Annotated in this window: 9 protein-coding genes; 7 read left to right on the top strand and 2 right to left on the bottom strand. The window is 74.4% G+C overall.

The window, feature by feature from the left end:
- Positions 1–92: 92 nt before the first annotated feature.
- Positions 93–800, bottom strand: a complete 708-nt coding sequence (locus D1350_RS17035; RefSeq protein ID WP_125777216.1) for a hypothetical protein — start codon at positions 798–800, stop codon at positions 93–95.
- Between the two features lie 89 nt (positions 801–889).
- Between D1350_RS17035 and D1350_RS17030 the strand changes: the two genes are divergently transcribed.
- From D1350_RS17030 to D1350_RS17000, 7 genes are all read left to right on the top strand, one after another.
- Entirely contained in the window at positions 890–2,104 is a 1,215-nt protein-coding gene (locus D1350_RS17030) for a PucR family transcriptional regulator (protein WP_240644164.1), read from the top strand.
- 116 nt (positions 2,105–2,220) lie between these two features.
- On the top strand, positions 2,221–3,198 hold the full coding sequence (locus D1350_RS17025; protein ID WP_125777214.1) for an ACP S-malonyltransferase: 978 nt from the start codon (positions 2,221–2,223) through the stop codon (positions 3,196–3,198).
- The gene (locus tag D1350_RS17020) at positions 3,195–4,196 is read left to right on the top strand and encodes a beta-ketoacyl-ACP synthase III (RefSeq protein ID WP_125777213.1); all 1,002 of its coding nucleotides are present in this window, start codon (positions 3,195–3,197) and stop codon (positions 4,194–4,196) included. The genes D1350_RS17025 and D1350_RS17020 overlap by 4 nt, the downstream gene beginning before the upstream one ends.
- Before the next feature lie 87 nt (positions 4,197–4,283).
- Positions 4,284–4,532, top strand: coding sequence for an acyl carrier protein (locus tag D1350_RS17015; protein WP_125777212.1), 249 nt, complete (start codon positions 4,284–4,286; stop codon positions 4,530–4,532).
- Positions 4,533–4,697: 165 nt separating this feature from the next.
- A complete protein-coding gene (locus tag D1350_RS17010) occupies positions 4,698–5,951 on the top strand; it encodes a beta-ketoacyl-[acyl-carrier-protein] synthase family protein (protein ID WP_125777211.1) in 1,254 nt (417 codons plus the stop codon).
- Between the two features lie 104 nt (positions 5,952–6,055).
- Entirely contained in the window at positions 6,056–6,541 is a 486-nt protein-coding gene (def, locus tag D1350_RS17005; protein ID WP_125777210.1) for a peptide deformylase, read from the top strand.
- A 370-nt stretch (positions 6,542–6,911) separates the two neighbouring features.
- Complete coding sequence (locus tag D1350_RS17000) at positions 6,912–7,409, top strand: DUF3145 domain-containing protein (protein ID WP_125777209.1); 498 nt, start codon at positions 6,912–6,914, stop codon at positions 7,407–7,409.
- A 77-nt stretch (positions 7,410–7,486) separates the two neighbouring features.
- Here D1350_RS17000 and D1350_RS16995 read toward each other — a convergent pair whose 3' ends face one another.
- The gene (locus D1350_RS16995; protein ID WP_125777208.1) at positions 7,487–18,301 is read right to left on the bottom strand and encodes a hypothetical protein; all 10,815 of its coding nucleotides are present in this window, start codon (positions 18,299–18,301) and stop codon (positions 7,487–7,489) included.
- Positions 18,302–18,309 lie beyond the last annotated feature (8 nt).

Raw genomic sequence — 18,309 nt, 5'->3', positions numbered from 1 at the left:
CCTCATCCGTCAGATCATGCCGACCCGCAACATCCACCACGAGCCCGCAGCATGCCGAACCCCCAGGTCAACCCGCAATTCCGAAACACGCCCTAGGCCGGCGCGCCCCCGCGCGCCGCCTCCGCCTCCGTGATGGCGCGCTCCAGGTCCGGCCGCAGCCTCGCCACCGCCTGCTTGTCCGGGTGCGTGGCCAGCGCGTCGAGGTGGTGCCGCGCCTCCAGGACCCGGTCGGCGTCGATCGCCGCGAGGACGAGGTGCCGTCCGACCTCGGGCGTATGGTCCCGGACCCGCCAGTGCCCCACGCCGAGTCCCAGCGCCTCCACGTGCATGCCCGCGTCCCGCAGGATCGCCAGGCCCTCGGCGAGCGCGCGTCCCCCCGGGTCGCGCTCCGCCGCCGTGGTGAGCCGGCGCACCGCACCCTCCGGGTCGTCCGCCAGCGACAGGCGGCCCAGCTCCAGCAGCGGGTACCAGCCGCGCGGGTGCCCGGCGAGCTCCTCCGCGAGCGACCAGACCGCCAGGTCCGCCGCCTGAGCGCGCACCTCTTCGGCCGTCTGGTCGTCCGGAGACGCCGCCAGCGGGTCGTCCGGTCCGGGCCACTCCGCCGCCCGGCGACGGACCACCTCCGCGAGCGCCTGGAACGCCTCCTCGTTGTTGGGGTCATCCACCAGAACGGCCCGCAACGCATCCTCGTGCACCGTGTCCCCGCGCTTGGGCGCGGACGGCGACTGTCGGCGCACTCCGACGGTCGAAGCGGACAGGGGCCGCCGGAGGAGCTGACGAAGCCGTTGCAACAGGGGCATACCTTGACCCTACCGTTTCGCCCGCTTGGTCGTGCGCGGGCACAGCCCGTTTGTGGACTGTCGACAAGCCACCCTCGTATGCTCCTGGGGTGTCAGCCACCCGTCGCACCACCAGCCGCCAGCCCGCGAGCACGTCCGCGGCGCCCGTCGAGGCAGGCCAGAACCTCCAGCGGGTCCGTGACGCGAGCGGCCTCCTCACGGCGTCGGCCCTCCGTCGCCTCGAGGACGAGCTCTCCTGGTACCGCGACCTCCCCGCCGAGGACCGTTCCTACGTGGGCCTCGTCGCCCAGGCCGGCATCAACGCGTTCACCTCGTGGTTCACCCACCCGAACACGCAGCCGCACGGGGTGGGCGACATGTTCTCCGCCGCTCCGCCGGAGCTGACGCGATCCATCTCCCTGCAGCAGACGCTGCAGCTCGTCCGCATGGTGGTCGACGTCGTCGAGACGCACTCCGACCAGATCGCCGCCCCCGGCGCGGAGCGCGACCTGCGCGAGGCCGTGCTGCGCTACTCGCGCGAGGTCGCGTTCTCCGCCGCCGAGGTCTACGCCCGCGCCGCCGAGATGCGCGGCGCCTGGGACGCCCGCCTCGAGGCGCTCGTCGTGGACGCCCTCGTCCGCGGCGACGCCGACGACTCGCTGCGCTCCCGCGTCTCCGCGCTCGGCTGGAGCGGGCGCGGCAGCGCGCTCGTGGTCGTCGGGTCGGCGACCGCCGCCCTCGACGACGTCCGCACCGCCGAGCTGCGTCGCGTCGCCCGCCGGGCTGCCGGGGACGCGCTCGTCGGCATCCACGGCGACCGTCTCGTCCTGGTCCTCGGCGGCGAGGGCGACCTCGCCGCCGCCGCGACCGCGCTGCTCCCCCGGTTCGGGCCGGGCCCGGTCGTCATCGGCTCCGCCGTCCCGTCGCTCACCGACGCCGCGCGGTCCGCGCGGGCGGCGCTCGCAGGGCTCGCCGCGGCCCCGGCCTGGCCGCAGGCCCCGCGTCCCGTCCAGGCGGACGACCTCCTGCCGGAGCGCGTCCTGACCGGCGACGTCACCGCCCGGCGCACCCTGGTGGCGCAGGCGTTCCGCCCCCTCGAGGAGGCGGGCGGCGCGGTGCTGGAGACCCTGTCGGCGTACCTCGGCACGGGCCGCTCGCTGGAGGCGGCGGCCCGCCGTCTGTACGTCCACCCCAACACCGTGCGCTACCGCCTCCGCAAGGTCTCGGAGATCACCGGGTGGGACCCGCTCGACGCGCGGGAGTCGTTCGTGCTGCAGGTGGCCCTCGCGCTGGGCCAGCTCGGCACGTCCGGCGAACGCCCCTGAGAGGTCCTCGCACGTCGGAGCCGCGTCACTCCTTGTAGGTTCTGCACAACCGCCTTGTCCAAGGTTGGTACGGGTCGCGACGTATCACCCGGGCCTGCGCTTGGCACAGTTGACGGGTGCTCGCCGTCGTCTGCCCTGGACAGGGCTCTCAGTCCCCCGGGATGCTCAGCCCCTGGCTGGAGCTGCCCGGATCCGCCGAACGCCTGGGCTCGGCCTCCGAGGCGGCCCAGGTCGACCTGACCACCCACGGGACCACGTCCGACGCGGACACGATCCGGGACACGGCGGTGGCCCAGCCGCTGATCGTCGCCACCTCGCTCCTCGCCCTGCGCGTCATCCTCGACGGCCGCGCGCCCGCCGACGTGGTCGACGTCACGGCCGGGCACTCCGTCGGCGAGCTGGCCGCGGCCGCGGTAGCGGGCGTCCTGTCCGACGACGGCGCGGCGGGCCTGGTCTCGCACCGCGCTCGGGCGATGGCAAGTGCCGCAGCCGCCGGCCCCTCGGGCATGAGCGCCGTCGTGGGCGGCGAGCCGGACGAGGTCCTCGCCGCGATCGAGGCGGCCGGGCTGTGGCCCGCGAACGTCAACGGCAGCGGGCAGGTCGTCGCGGCGGGCTCCCACGAGGGCCTGGCGAAGCTGGCCGAGAACCCGCCGGCCCGGGCGCGCGTCATCCCGCTCCAGGTCGCCGGCGCGTTCCACACGCCGTTCATGGAGCCCGCGCGCGCGGCGTTCGAGCCGGTCGCGCTCGGCTGGGACGCCGCCGACCCCGTGCTGCCCCTCCTCGCGGACCTGGACGGCACCGCCTACGCCGGCGGCGCCCACGGGCACGGCCGGGCGTCCGACGTGCTGACGAACCTCGCCGGCCAGGTCACCGCACCGGTGCGCTGGGACCTCTGCTCGGAGACGCTCGCCGCCCGCGGCGTCACCGCGATCCTCGAGCTGGCCCCGGGCGGCGTCCTCACCGGCCTCGCGAAGCGCGGCCTGAAGGGCGTCGAGACGGTCGCCGTGAAGTCGCCCGACGACATCGACGCGGCCCGCGACCTGATCGCCCGCCACAGCGACGCCTCCTCCTCGACCTCCGGAGCACCTGAGTGACCCTCCTCCAGCAGGCCCAGCCCACGCAGTTCTCCCGCATCCTCGCGATCGGCGCGGAGCGCGGCGAGAACGTCGTCACGAACGACGACATCGCCGGGCCGATCGAGTCGTCCGACGAGTGGATCCGCCAGCGCACAGGCATCGTGACCCGTGTCCGCGCGGGCGCCGACCGCGACGTGCTCGACCTCGCCGAGGCCGCGTCCCGCAAGGCGCTCGTCGCCGCGGGCCTGACGGGCGCCGACATCGACGCGGTGATCCTGTCGACCATCACGCACTTCCACCAGACGCCGTCGGGCGCCGCGATCCTCGCCGACCGTCTGGGCGCCACACCGGCGGCCGCGTACGACATCTCGGCCGCCTGCGCCGGCTACGCGTACGGCATCGGCCAGGCCGACGCCCTGGTGCGCTCGGGCCTCGCCCGCAACGTCCTGGTCATCGGCGCGGAGAAGCTCTCCGACATCATCGACCCGACGGACCGCACCATCTCGTTCCTCCTGGGAGACGGGGCCGGCGCCGCCATCGTCGGGCCCTCGGACACCCCGGGCATCGGCCCCACCGTCTGGGGCTCGGACGGCAGCAAGTCCACGTCCATCCGCCAGACGCACTCCTGGACGGAGCTGCGCGCGGACCCGGGGCTGGGCTGGCCCACGCTGCGCCAGGACGGCCAGACCGTCTTCAAGTGGGCGAGCTTCCAGATGGCCCCGGTCGCCGCCAAGGCGATGGCCGAGGCCGGCGTCGAGCCCGAGGACATCCAGGTCTTCGTGCCGCACCAGGCGAACATGCGGATCATCGACCAGATGGTCAAGCAGCTCGGCCTGCCGGAGACCGTCGTCGTCGCCCGTGACATCGCCGACTCCGGCAACACCTCCGCCGCGTCCATCCCCCTGGCCACCGACCGCCTGCTCAGCGAGGGAGTCGCCAAGTCCGGCGACCTCGCGCTCCAGATCGGCTTCGGAGCCGGTCTGGTGTACGCCGCGCAGGTGGTCGTGCTGCCGTAATCTTCCGCACGTACGCCCCCGTACGACGGAGAACAGCATCCGGCATCCACGCCGCCGGTTGCCCATCACGAAAGTAGAGGAAGTTTCATGGCCAACACCGAGCAGGAGATCCTCGAGGGCCTCGCCGAGATCGTCGCCGAGGAGACCGGTCTCCCCACGGACGCTGTCGCGCTCGAGAAGTCCTTCACGGACGACCTCGACATCGACTCCCTGTCGATGATGACCATCGTCACGCACGCCGAGGACAAGTTCGGGGTCCGTATCCCCGACGAGGAGGTCAAGAACCTCGCCACGGTCGGCGACGCTGTCTCGTTCATCGCCAAGGCCCAGGCGTGACGACCGGCTGCGCGCCGCGCTGCCACGATCGCCCCTTCATCGCCAAGGCCCAGGCCTGACGTTTTTCGAAGGCGCCCGACGCCGGGCGGCCACCTCTCGTACGAGAGGTGAGCTCCGGCGTCGGGCACCGAAGACCGAGCAAACCCACCCACGAGGGAGTACCACATGACCTCCGACCGGACCCTGCGCGACGTCGTCGTCACCGGACTGGGCGCGACCACGCCGCTCGGCGGGGACGTGCCGTCCACCTGGGACGCCGCCCTCGCGGGCCAGTCGGGCGCGCGCACGCTCGAGAACGACTGGGCGGAGCGCTACGAGATCCCCGTGAGCTTCGCGGCCACCATCAAGGTGAAGCCGGAAGAGGTCCTGCCCCGGCCCGAGATCAAGCGCATGGACCCGTCCACGCAGTACGCGATCATCGCGGCGCGCGAGGCCTGGGCCGACGCGGGCTCCCCCGAGGTGGACGGCGACCGGCTCGGTGCCGTGGTGTCGTCCGGCATCGGCGGCATCTGGACCACCCTCGACGGCTGGGACACGCTGCGCGAGCGCGGCGCCCGCCGCATGCTGCCCATGACGGTCCCCATGCTCATGCCCAACTCTCCTGCGGCCTACGTGTCGCTCGAGTTCGGCGCCCGGGCCGGGGCGCACGCCCTCGTGTCCGCGTGCGCGTCCGGCGCAGAGGCCATCGGCTACGGCGTGGACATGATCCGCGCCGGCCGGGCCGACGTCGTCGTGTGCGGCGGCACCGAGGCGACGATCCACCCGATGCCGATGGCGGCGTTCGCCGCGTCGCGCACCCTGTCGCTGCGCAACGACGACCCCCAGGCCGCCTCGCGGCCCTACGACGTCGACCGCGACGGCTTCGTCGTGGGCGAGGGCGCGGGCATCGTGGTGCTGGAGAGCGCCGAGCACGCGGCCGCCCGCGGGGCGCGCGTCTATGCCAAGATCGCCGGCGTGGGCCTGTCGGCCGACGCGTACCACATCACCTCCCCGGACCCGGAGGGGCGCGGCCAGGTCGCCGCCATGCGCCGGGCGGTCGAGGAGGCCGGCATCACCGGCCGCGACGTGGTCCACGTCAACGCGCACGCCACGTCCACCAAGGTGGGCGACATCACGGAGACGCGCTCCATCCGGGCACTGCTCGGCGACGACGCGGACCACGTGCTGCTGTCGGCCACCAAGTCGATGACCGGGCACCTGCTCGGCGGTGCGGGTGCGCTGGAGACGATCTTCACGGTCAAGGCCGTGTCCGAGCGCCTGGCGCCGCCCACGATCAACGTCGCGAACCCCGACCCGGAGCTCCAGGTGCCGCTCGTCCGCGACGAGCCCGCCAAGCTGCCCGGCGGCGACATCGCAGCGGTCAACAACTCGTTCGGGTTCGGCGGCCACAACGTGGCACTCGTCGTGACCAACGCTTGATCGCCGTCTGACCGGTGCCGTCCCGCACGGGGCGGAGCACCTGACAGAGCCCGTGCCGTCGTCCGGCACGGGCTCTGTCAGTGTCACATGGAAGAATGCCGGACATGGCCATGCGTGACATCCGAGTGATCCCCGACCCCGTCCTGCGGACCGCCTGCGAGGAGATCACCACGATCGACGACCGGGTACGCGGCCTGGTCGCGGACCTCGTCGAGACGGTCGACAAGGAGGGCCGCGCCGGCCTGGCGGCGAACCAGATCGGCGTGAACCTCCGCGCCTTCTCGTGGAACATCGAGGACGAGATCGGCTACGTGCTCAACCCCCGCCTCGTCGAGCTCTCGGAGGACACGCAGGACGGCGGCGAGGGCTGCCTCTCCGTCCCGGGCCTCTGGTACCCGACCACGCGCGCCTGGTACGCCAAGGTGGTGGGCATCGACCTCGACGGCAACGAGGTCGTCGTCGACGGCACGGGCCTCATGGCGCGGTGCCTCCAGCACGAGACCGACCACCTCGACGGAAAGCTCTACCTCGACCGGCTCGAGCGTTCCGTGCGGAAGCAGGCCATGCGGGAGCTGCGCGAGCGGCTCTGACCGGCCCTGCTCCGCCCGGCGTGTCGGGCCGGAGCCACGCCGGGCGTCTCGTGACATTTCGGTGGGAATCTTGCGCCGTCCGGCGCGTCGTCGACGCGCACCTCCACGCTTCACGTAACGAGAACGCCATGAAGTGTTATCAGGAAAATGCCAAGAAGGACTAGTCCTGGTACGCCCGTTTCGGCAAGAATGTGCGACACGAACGTGTCGTGCATGGATGATTTTCCTGAAGTCTCGCGCCGTTTCGCCTCGCAGGACGCCGGGGAGTCGGGCAGTATGTGGAACGGAACACCGCGTGTGCTCCGTGCCACAGCGTCACCGCCCGGGTGAGGACGTAGGGGAAGACGTACCTCGACCCAGGGAGGAAGACATGGCCGGTGCCATTACCCGCGGCGTGCTTTTTGTGCACTCTGCGCCAACTGCCCTGTGCCCCCACATCGAGTGGGCGGCGGGGAACGTCCTCGGCGTGCGCGTATCCATGGACTGGACCGCGCAGCCGGCTGGACGGGGCCTCTACCGGGCCGAGTACTCGTGGCAGGGTCCCCAGGGGACCGGCGCGCGGCTCGCCTCTGCCCTGCGCGGGTGGTCCCACCTGCGCTACGAGGTCACGGAGGAGGCCAGCCACGGCGCCGACGGCGCGCGCTGGTCCCACACCCCGGACCTCGGGATCTTCCACGCGATGACCGACGTGCACGGCAACGTGGTGGTCCCGGAGGACCGCGTGCGCGCCGCCATCGAGCTCAAGGACCCGCGTTCCGTACGGGACGCCCTCGACCTGGCCCTGGGCGCGGCGTGGGACGACGAGCTGGAGCCGTTCCGGTACGCGGGCGCCGGCGCGCCCGTGCGCTGGCTGCACCAGGTGGGCTGAGCACCTCGTGGGCTGAGTCCTCGCAGAGAAGAGCCCCCGCCGGCCGCGAGGCCGGCGGGGGCTCTTCTCGCCCCTGCCTACTGCTGGCTACCCACCGCCCTCCGTCGGCGGACCCCGGCGACCGCGAGCCCGCTCAGGGTGAGCAGCGCGGCCAGCCCGGCCAGCCCGCCCACCGTGGCGCCGGTGGCCGGGAGCGGTCCGCTCCGGCCGCGGGTGGCGGCGTCGAGGACGAACGTCGCCGACGCCGAGTCACCCCGGTCGAGGCTCGTGGCGACACCGCTGTGCGTGCCGCGGCCGAGGTCGTTCGGCACGAGGAACGTCCAGCACACGGTCCCGTCGGCGTCGGCGACCCGGGTCGGGAGCGACCGCGGCGACGAGTAGATCGCGCCCGTCACCCGCTCCCCCGGCTCGAACCCGGTGGCGCAGAACGTCTGCGTCTGACCGATGGTGACCCGCGCCTTCTCGAACCACGCCCGCAGCTCGCGGTCGGGGGCCGGGGTGGTCGGCGTAGGCGTCGGGGTCGGCGTAGGCGTCGGCGTCGGCGTCGGCCCGCCCGTGGTCTCACGGAGCGGGAGCGGCGTCACGACCTCCTGGCCCGAGGCCTCGTCCACCACGATGATCTGGCAGACGATGCTGGGGTCGGTGTCGACCGGCACCACCAGGCCCTCGGCGGCAAGGTCCACCGTGAAGGTCCCGTCGCTCTCGACCATCCACTCGATGGTCCCGACCTCGGTGCCCGCGGGGCACTCGAGGGTGATCGTGACCGGCGACCCGGGGGTGAACCCGTCGCCGTCGACCACCGGGGCCTCGCCCGGTGCCACGATCTGCGGGTTCACCGCGACGGTCGGCGTGGTGACCAGGACGGTAGCGGTCGCGACCGCGCCGGCCTCGTCCACCGCCTGCACGTAGTACTGGCCGGCGGGGACCGTCGACGGGACCGCCAGGACGAGCCCGACGGTGAGGTCGCCGTTCTCGTCGGTGGTACCCGTGACGGGTCCCGCGACCACCTCGTCGGTCACGGCGTCACGGAGGTCGACCGTCACCGTGCTGCTCGGGGTGAAGCCCGTCACGGTGACTGTGGTCGAGGCGCCCGCCGGCAGGCTGTCCGGCGTGGCCACGACGACCGGCGTGGTGACGGCGAGCGGAGTCTCGGCCGTGGCCCCCGTGGAGTCGGTGGCCACCACCGTGTAGTCGCCGGCGGGCGTGCCCGCCGGGACCGGGAGGTCCACGGTGAACGTACCGTCGGCGCCCGCCACCACGGTGACCGGGTCGCCCACGGGAGCGCCCGTCGCGTCGGTCAGCTGGACCACGACCTCCTCGCCGGGCGTGAAGCCCTCGCCGCTGACGGTCGTCTGACCGCCCGCAGGAGCCGTGGCCGGCTCCACCGTGATGACCGGGGCCGGAGTGACGGCCAGCGGGGTGCTGGCCTCCGCCCCGGTCGAGTCCGTGGCGACCACGGTGTAGTCGCCGGCGGGCGTGTCCGCCGGGACCGGGAGGTCCACGGTGAACGTGCCGTCGGCCTCGGGGACCACCGTAACCGGGGCGCCGATCGGGGCGCCCGCGGCGTCGGTCAGCTGGACCACGACCGGCTCACCCGGGGTGAACCCGGTACCCGTCACGGTGGTGGTACCACCGGCCGGGACCGTCGTCGGGTCCACCGTGATCACCGGGGCCGGGGTGACGACCAGCGGTTCGGTCGCCTCGGCTCCGGTGGAGTCGGTGGCGACCACCGTGTAGTCCCCGGCCGGGGTGTCCGCCGGGACCGGCAGGTCCATGGTGAACGAGCCGTCGTCGCCCGCGACCACCGTGATCGGGTCACCGATCGGGGCGCCCGCCGCGTCCTCGAGCTGGACCACGACCGGCTCGCCCGGGGTGAACCCGGTGCCGGTCACGGTCGTGGTGCCGCCCGCGGGGACCGTCGTCGGGTCCACCGCGATGTCGGCCGTCGTCACCGCGAGCGGTGCCTGGGCCTCGGCGCCGGTGCTGTCCGTGCCGACCACCGCGTAGGTGCCCGCCGGGGTACCGGCCGGGACCAGGAGGTCGGTGACGAAGCCACCGTCCCCGTCGGTGGTCACGAGGACCGGGGCACCCACCGGGGCACCCGTGGCGTCCTCGAGCTGGACGGTCACCTCTGCGGCCGGCGAGAAGCCCGAGCCCGTGACCGTGGTGGTGCCGCCCGCGGGCAGCGTGGCCGGGTCGGTGACGATCATCGGCGCACCCTCGATCAGGAGGTCGGCCTCCGCCTCGGCACCCGTCACGTCGGTGGCCGTCACCGTGTAGGCACCGGGGTTGGCGTCCGCCGGGGTGACGACGTCGGCCGTGAAGCCGCCCGTCGCGTCGGTCATGACGGTGATCGGGTCACCCACCGGTGCGCCGATGGCGTCGGTGAGCTGGACCGTCACCTCGGACTCCGGCGTGAAGCCCGCACCGGTGGCTGTCGTGGTGCCGCCTGCCGGGACGGTCGGCGGGTCGAGGACCAGCGTGGGCGCCGGGGTGACGGCCAGCGGGGTGCTGGCCTCCGCCCCGGTCGAGTCCGTCGCCACGACCGTGTAGTCGCCCGCCGGGGTGTCCGCCGGGACCGGGAGGTCCACGGTGAACGTGCCGTCGGCGGCCGGGACCACCGTCACGGGGGCACCCACCGGGGCGCCCGTCGCGTCGGTCAGCTGGACCGTCACCGGCTCACCGGGCGTGAAGCCCTCGCCCGTGACGGTGGTGGTCCCACCGGCCGGGACCGTGGTCGGGTCCACCGTGATCACCGGGGCCGGGGTGACGGCCAGCGGGGTGCTGGCCTCCGCCCCAGTCGAGTCCGTCGCCACGACCGTGTAGTCGCCCGCCGGGGTGTCCGCCGGGACCGGGAGGTCCACGGTGAACGTGCCGTCGGCGGCCGGGACCACCGTCACGGGGGCACCCACCGGGGCGCCCGTCGCGTCGGTCAGCTGGACCGTCACCGGCTCACCGGGCGTGAAGCCCTCGCCCGTGACGGTGGTGGTCCCACCGGCCGGGACCGTGGTCGGGTCCACCGTGATCACCGGGGCCGGCGTGAGGGTCAGCGGCGTGGTCGCCGTCGCCCCCGTGACGTCGGTCGCCAGAACCGTGTAGTCGCCCGCCGGGAAGGTCTCGTCCGTCGGCAGGTCGACGACGAAGGTGCCGTCGGGCAGCACCGTCACCGTGACCGGTCCGCCGATCGGCGAGCCGTCGGGTGCGACCAGCCGCACCACCGCGTCGGTTCCCGGCGTGAACCCGGTACCCGACACCGTCGTCGTGCCGCCCGCCGGGACCGTCGTCGGGTCCACCGTGATGACCGGAGCGGGCGTCACCGCCAGCGGCGTCGTGGCCTCCGCCCCCGTGCTGTCCGTCGCCACGACCGTGTAGTCGCCCGCCGGAGCGTCCGCCGGGACGGTCAGCGGGACGCTGAACGTCCCGTCCGCCGCCGGGACCACCGTGACCGGGCCGCCCACCGGGGCACCCGTCGCGTCGGTCAGCTGGACCACCACCGGCTCGCCAGGCGTGAAGCCCTCGCCCGTGACGGTGGTGGTACCGCCCGCGGGAACCGTGGTCGGGTCGACGGCGATCACCGGGGCCGGGGTGACGGCCAGCGGAGTCGTGGCCTCCGCCCCGGTCGAGTCCGTGGCCACCACGGTGTAGTCGCCCGCCGGGGTGTCCGCCGGGACTGGGAGGTCCACGGTGAACGTGCCGTCGGCCTCGGGGACCACCGTGACCGGGGCGCCGATCGGGGCGCCCGCGGCGTCGGTCAGCTGGACCACGACCGGCTCACCCGGGGTGAACCCGGTACCCGTCACGGTGGTGGTACCACCGGCGGGAACCGTCGTCGGGTCCACCGTGATGACCGGGGCCGGGGTCACCGCGAGCGGCGTCTCCGCCGTCGCCCCGGTCGAGTCCGTCGCCACGACCGTGTAGTCGCCCGCCGGGGTGTCCGCCGGGACCGTGAGATCCACGGTGAACGTGCCGTCGGCCTCGGGGACCACCGTCACCGGTGCGCCGATCGGCGCACCGGTCGCGTCCTCGAGCTGGACCACCACCGGCTCACCGGGCGTGAACCCGGTACCCGTCACGGTGGTGGTACCACCGGCCGGGACCGTCGTCGGGTCCACCGTGATCGCCGGAGCGGCCGTGACCACGAGCGGCGTCTCCGCCGTCGCACCGGTCGAGTCCGTCGCCACCACCGTGTAGTCGCCCGCCGGAGCGTCCGCCGGGACCGTGAGGTCCACGGTGAACGTGCCGTCGGCCTCGGGGACCACCGTCACCGGCGCACCGATCGGGGCGCCTGCGGCGTCGGTGAGCTGGACCACGACCGGCTCGCCGGGCGTGAACCCGGTACCCGTCACGGTGGTAGTACCACCGGCGGGAACCGTCGTCGGGTCCACCGTGATGACCGGGGCCGGGGTCACCGCGAGCGGCGTCTCCGCCGTCGCCCCGGTCGAGTCCGTGGCCACCACGGTGTAGTCGCCCGCCGGGGTGTCCGCCGGGACCGTGAGGTCCACGGTGAACGTGCCGTCGGCCTCGGGGACCACCGTCACCGGGGCGCCGATCGGGGCGCCTGCGGCGTCGGTGAGCTGGACCACCACCGGCTCGCCGGGCGTGAATCCGGTACCCGTCACGGTGGTGGTACCACCGGCCGGCACCGTCGTCGGGTCCACCGTGATCGCCGGAGCGGCCGTGATCTCGAGGGCCGTCGTGGCCTCCGCCCCGCTGGGGTCGGTCGCCTGGATGGTGTAGGTGCCCGGCACGTAGTCCGGTCCGGTCGGCAGCGGGACGGCGAACCCGCCCGTGCCGTCGGTCGTCACCGTGATCGGGCCGCCGATCGGCGCTCCCGTGGGGTCGAGCAGCTGGACCACGACGTCGGCGTCGGGCGTGAACCCGGTGCCGGTCACGGTCGTGGTGCCGCCCGCGGGGACCGTCGTCGGGTCCACCGTGATGGCCGGGGCGGCCGTGACCGTGAGCGGCGTCTCCGCCGTCGCGCCCGTGCTGTCCGTGGCGACCACCGTGTAGTCGCCGGCGGGCGTGTCCGCCGGGACCGGGAGGTCCACGGTGAACGTGCCGTCGGAGAGCGGGACGACGGTGACGGGGTCGCCCACCGGGGCACCCGTCGCCGGGTCGGTCAGCTGGACGGTCACCGGCTCACCGGGCGTGAACCCGGTCCCGGTCACCGTCGTGGTGCCGCCCGCGGGGACCGTCGTCGGGTCCACGGTGATCGCCGGCGCCGCGGTGATCTCGAGCGACGTGGTCGCGGAGGCGCCCGTCACGTCGGTCGCCAGGACCGTGTAGGGCCCGGGTGCGACACCCGGGTCCGTCGGCAGGTCGACGACGAAGGTGCCGTCGGGCAGCACCGTCGCCGTGACCGGAGCCCCGACGAAGGAGCCGTCGGGGGCGACGAGCCGCACCGGCACCAGGGTGTCCGGCGTGAAGCCGGAGCCCGAGACCGTCGTGGTGCCGCCCGCCGGGACCGTGGCCGGGTCCACCGTGATGACCGGAGCGGGCGTCACCGCCAGCGGCGTCGTGGCCTCCGCCCCCGTGCTGTCCGTCGCCACGACCGTGTAGTCGCCCGCCGGAGCGTCCGCCGGGACGGTCAGCGGGACGCTGAACGTCCCGTCCGCCGCGGGGACCACCGTGACCGGGTCGCCCACCGGGGCGCCCGTCGCGTCGGTCAGCTGGACCGTCACCGGCTCACCGGGCGTGAAGCCCGTGCCGTCGACCGTCGTCGTGCCGCCCGCTGGGACCGTCGTCGGGTCCACCGTGATCGCCGGAGCCGGTGTCACGGCGAGCGGGGTCTCGGCGACGGCGCCCGACGAGTCGGTCGCCACCACCGTGTAGTCGCCCGCCGGGGTGTCCGCCGGGACCGTGAGGTCCACGGTGAACGTGCCGTCGGCCTCGGGGACCACCGTCACCGGTGCGCCGATCGGCGCACCGGTCGCGTCCTCGAGCTGGACCACCGTCGGCTCGCCCGGGGTGAACCCGGTGCCGGTCACGGTGGTGGTGCCGCCGGCCGGGACCGTCGTCGGGTCCACGGTGATCGCCGGCGCCGCCGTGATGGCGAGCGGCGTGTCCGCCGTCGCGCCGGACGGGTCGGTCGCCTCCAGGACGTAGGTGCCGGGGACGTAGTCCGCCCCGGTCGGGACGTCGACGGTGAAGGCGCCGGTGCCGTCGGTGACCACCGAGATGGGGGCGCCCACGGGGTTGCCTGCCGGGTCGTACAGCTGGACCTCGACCGTCGCGTTCGGCGTGAAGCCCGTGCCGGTGGCGGTCGTCGTGCCGCCCGCCGGGACGGACGTCGGGTCCACCGTGAGGGTCGGCGCGGCCGTCACGTCGATGGGAGCCTCGGCTGTGGCGCCCGTGACGTCGGTCGCGACCACCGTGTACTCGCCGGGGACGGTGTCCTCGGCGATCGGGAGGTCGACGACGAACGTGCCGTCCGGTCCGGCCACCACGGTGACCGGTGCGCCCACGGGGGCGCCCGTCGCGTCGGTGAGCTGGACGACGACCGGCTCGTCGGGCGTGAACCCGTCGCCGGTCACGGTCGTGGTGCCGCCGGCGGGCAGGACCGCCGGGTCGACGAGAATCATCGGCGCGCCCTCGATGATGAGGTCGGCCGACGCCTCGGCGCCCGTCACGTCCGTGCCGGTGACGAGGTAGCCACCCGGGACCGCGTCGGGGGACGTCGGGACGTCCACGACGAAGCCGCCCGCGGCGTCGGTCACGACTGCGATCGGAGCGCCGACCGGCGTGCCCGTCGCGTCGGTGAGCTGGACCGTGACTGGGCTGTTCGGCGTGAACCCGGCGCCTGTCGCGGTGGTGGTGCCACCGGCCGGGACCGAGGTCGGGTCGAGGGTGATCGTCGGGGCTCCGGTGAGCACGAGCGGCGTGTCCGCCGTCGCGCCGGTCAGCACGTCCGTGCCGACCACGGTGTAGGTGCCCGCGGCGAAGGTCTCCTCCGTCGGCAGCGGGACGCTGAAGGCGCCCGCGGCGTCGGTGGTGACGACGATCGGCGCACCCACCGGGTTGCCTGCCGGGTCGAGCAGCTGGACCTCGACGTCGGAGAGCGGCGAGTAGCCGGTGCCCGTGATCGTGGTGGTCCCGCCGGACGGCATCGTGCCGGGCGTGGCCGTGAGGGCCGGTGCCGCGGTGATCGTCAGCGGCGTCGTCGCCTCGGCGCCTGTCACATCGGTGGCCAGGATCGAGTACGCGCCTGGCGGGTACGCCGCGTCCGTGGGCAGCGGGACGCTGAACGTCCCGTCGGGCAGGACCGTCACGGTGACGGGCGCCCCGAGGAACGTGCCGTCCGGGGCGACCAGACGGACCACGGCGTCGGTGCCGGGCGTGAAGCCCGTGCCGTCCACCGTCGTGGTGCCGCCCGCGGGGACCGTGTCCGGGGTCGCCGTGATCGCGGGCGCCGCGGTCACGGTCAGGCCCGTGGTGGCCGTCGCGCCCGTGAGGTCGTCGACCGCCGTGATCGTGTAGTCACCGGGGGCCAGCGCCGGGTCGGTCGTGATCGGCAGCGTGAAGTCGCCGTTCGCGTCGGTCGGGACCACGAAGGGGCCGGCCACCACCGTGCCGTCGGGTGCCGTGAGCTGCACGGTGGCCGTCGAGCCAGGGCTGAAGCCCGTGCCGTCGACGGTCGTGGTGCCGCCCGCGGGGACGGTCGGCGGGGTCGCCGTGACCGTCGGCGCCTCGGTGATCACCAGCGGCGTGTCCGCCGTCGCGCCCGTCGAGTCCGTGCCGACCACGGTGTAGGTGCCGGGTACGGCAGCCGGGTCGGTGGGCAGCGGGACCGTGAAGGTCCCGTCCGCGGCGACCGTGACGGCGATCGGGCCACCGACCGGGTTGCCGGCCGGGTCGAACAGCTGGACCTCGGCGGCGCCCGGAGCGAAGCCGGCGCCGTCGATCGTCGTCGTGCCGCCCGCCGGGACCGACGGCGGCGTGGCCGTCAGGGTCGGGGCCGCGGTGATGGTGAGCGGGGTCGTCGCGGACGCGCCCGTCACGTCGGTGGCGAGGATCGTGTAGTCCCCCGGCGCGAACGCGGCGTCGGTGGGCAGCGGCACGCTGAAGGTGCCGTCCGGGTTGACGGTCACGGTGACCGGGGCGCCGACGAACGTGCCGTCGGGAGCGACCAGCCGCACCACCGTGTCGGTGCCCGGCGTGAAGCCGGTGCCGTCCACCGTCGTGGTGCCGCCCGCCGGGACCGTCGGCGGGGTCGCCGTGATCGCCGGGGCCGCAGTCACCGTCAGCGGTGCCTCGGCCGTGGCGCCGGAGGCATCCGTGGCCACGATCGTGTAGTCACCGGGCGGCAGCGCCGGGTCTGTCGGCAGCGGCACGCTGAACGTGCCGTCGGGGCCGGGGATCACCGTCACCGCGTCGCCGACCGGGAGACCCGTCGCCGGGTCGGTCAGCTGGACGGTCACCGGCTCACCGGGCGTGAACCCGGCGCCGTCGACGGTGGTCGAGCCGCCCGCCGGGATCACCGGCGGGTCCGCCGCGATCGCGGGCGCGGCGGTGACGGCCAGCGGAGTCTCCGCCGTCGCCCCGGTCACGTCTGTGGCGACGATCGTGTAGGTGCCCGGCACGTAGTCCGCGCCGGTCGGGAGCGGCACCGAGAAGGTGCCGTCGGCCAGGACGGTCGCCGTGACCGGTGCGCCGACCGGCGCACCCGTCGGGTCGAACAGCTGCACCGAGGCCGTCGAGCCCGGCGTGAAGCCGGTGCCGTCCACGGTCGTGGTGCCGCCCGCCGGGACCGTCGACGGGGTCGCCGTGATCGCCGGGGCCGCCGTGATGGTCAGCCCGGCCTCGGCGGTCGCGCCCGTCGCGTCGGTGGCGACGATCGTGTAGTCGCCCGGCGCGTAGTCCGCGCCGGTCGGGAGCGGCACCGCGAAGGTGCCGTCGGCCAGGACGGTCGCCGTGACCGGTGCGCCGACCGGCGCACCCGTCGGGTCGAACAGCTGCACCGACGCCGTGGTACCCGGCGTGAAGCCGGTGCCGTCCACGGTGGTGGAGCCGCCCGCCGGAACCGTCGGCGGGGTCGCCGTGATCGCCGGGGCGGCGGTCACGGTGAGCGTCTCGGTCGCCGTGACACCGGTGGCGTCGTCGGTCGCGACCACCGTGTACGAGCCGGGCGGCAGGGCCGGGTCGGTCGGCAGCGGAACGGTGAACGCCCCCGTGGCGTCCGTCGGCACGGTGATCGGGTCGCCCACCGGGGCGCCTGCCGCGTCGGTCAGCTGGACGGTCACCGTGGAGTCGGGCGAGAACCCGGTGCCGTCGACCGTCGTCGAGCCGCCCGCCGGGACGGTGCCCGGGGTCAGCGTGATGTCGGGCACGGTCACCGCGAGGGTGTCGGCCGCCGTCGCGCCGGACACGTCGGTGCCCACGACCGTGTAGTCGCCCGCGGCGGTCGCCGGGTCGATCGGGTACGGCGTCGTGAAGCCACCGGCGGCGTCCGTCGCGACCGTGACGGGCCCGCCGACCGGGTTGCCCGCGGCGTCGAAAAGCTGGATCTCGACGGTGCTGTTCGGCGTGTAGCCGGCGCCCGTGAGGGTCACCTCGCCGCCCGCCGGCACCGAGGACGGGTCCACCGTCAGGGTCGGCGCGGCGGTGAGCGTGAGGGTGTCGGTCGCCTGGGCGCCACTGACGTCCGTGGCGACCACGGTGTACGCGCCGGCCGGGTAGGTGGCGTCGGTGGGCAGCGGCACGGTGAACGCGCCTGTGCCGTCCACGGGCGCGGCGACCGGGCCTCCCACGGCCACGCCGTCGGGACCGATCAGCTGGACGGTGGCCGTGCTGTTCGGCGTGAAGCCCGTGCCGTCCACGGTGGCGGTGCCGCCCGCGGGCATGGTCTCCGGGGTGACGGTGATCGCCGGTGCCGCGGTGATCGTCAGGGCAGCGGTCGCGACCAGGCCGGTCGTGTCGTCGGTGGCCTGGACCGTGTACGCGCCCGGCGGGTACGTGGCGTCGGTGGGCAGGTCGAGCACGAAGGTGCCGTCCGCCAGCACCGTGGCGGGGACCGGGTCGCCGATGGCGACACCCGCCGGGTCGAGCAGCTGGACCGTGGCCGTGCCGCCCGGGGTGAAGGCGGTCCCGGTGACGGTCGTGGTGCCGCCCGCGGGAACGGTCGTGGGATCGAGCGTGATCGCCGGAGCCGCCTCGGCCCGGACCATCGCCGAGGCGAGCGAGATCGACCCGACGGTGCCCCCGAGGATGTCGACGGTGACGGCATTCTGCGTGAACTGGGCACCCGCGACGGCGGGGACCGGCTCCTGGTCGTTGATCGTGATCCCGAGGAGCAGGTTGAGCGCGTCGAACGCGGGAGCGAGAAGGGCCAGCACCGGCGCGAGCACCGTGTCCTGGAGGATCGTGGTGCCGGACGAGATCGCCGTGTTCAACGCGGCCGAGACCGGTGCGGCGAAGGCGTTGATGATGGTTCCGGCAGGGACGGTCACCCCGACGAAGCCGATGAACGGGACCGTGTAGCCGGCCGTGAGCGACACGGCGGCGGGGTCGAGGGTGCCGTTCGCGAAGTCGGCGAGCGAGCCGGACGCCTGGAAGTCGATCAGCGCGCCGCCGCCCGAGGCCGTGGCCGTCAGGGTCACCGTCGCGTTCTGGAGCGCCGTCTGGAACGCGTTCGTCAGAGCCGTCGTCAGGTCGGCGACCGCGGCGGCGAGGGCCGCGCTGATCTCGTCCGCCGACTCGGCGCTGAGCAGCTGGGTGTCGACCGGCTGGCCGTTGAGCGAGCCGCCCATGATCGTCTCGAGGTCGATCGTCACCGTGCCCGTGGAGGCGTTGATGATCACGCCCTGCGTGCCGAAGTCCTGTGCGAGCACCGGGGCGAGCGCCCCCTGCAGGTCCATGTCGACGGTGGCCGTCGTGGTCAGGTCACCTCCGACCACCGCGAGCA

The organism is Antribacter gilvus, assembly GCF_003946865.1.
Taxonomy (GTDB): domain Bacteria; phylum Actinomycetota; class Actinomycetes; order Actinomycetales; family Cellulomonadaceae; genus Antribacter; species Antribacter gilvus.
The sequence above is the reverse complement of the archived record's forward strand: the minus strand, read 5'-3'. Positions and strand labels throughout refer to the sequence as shown.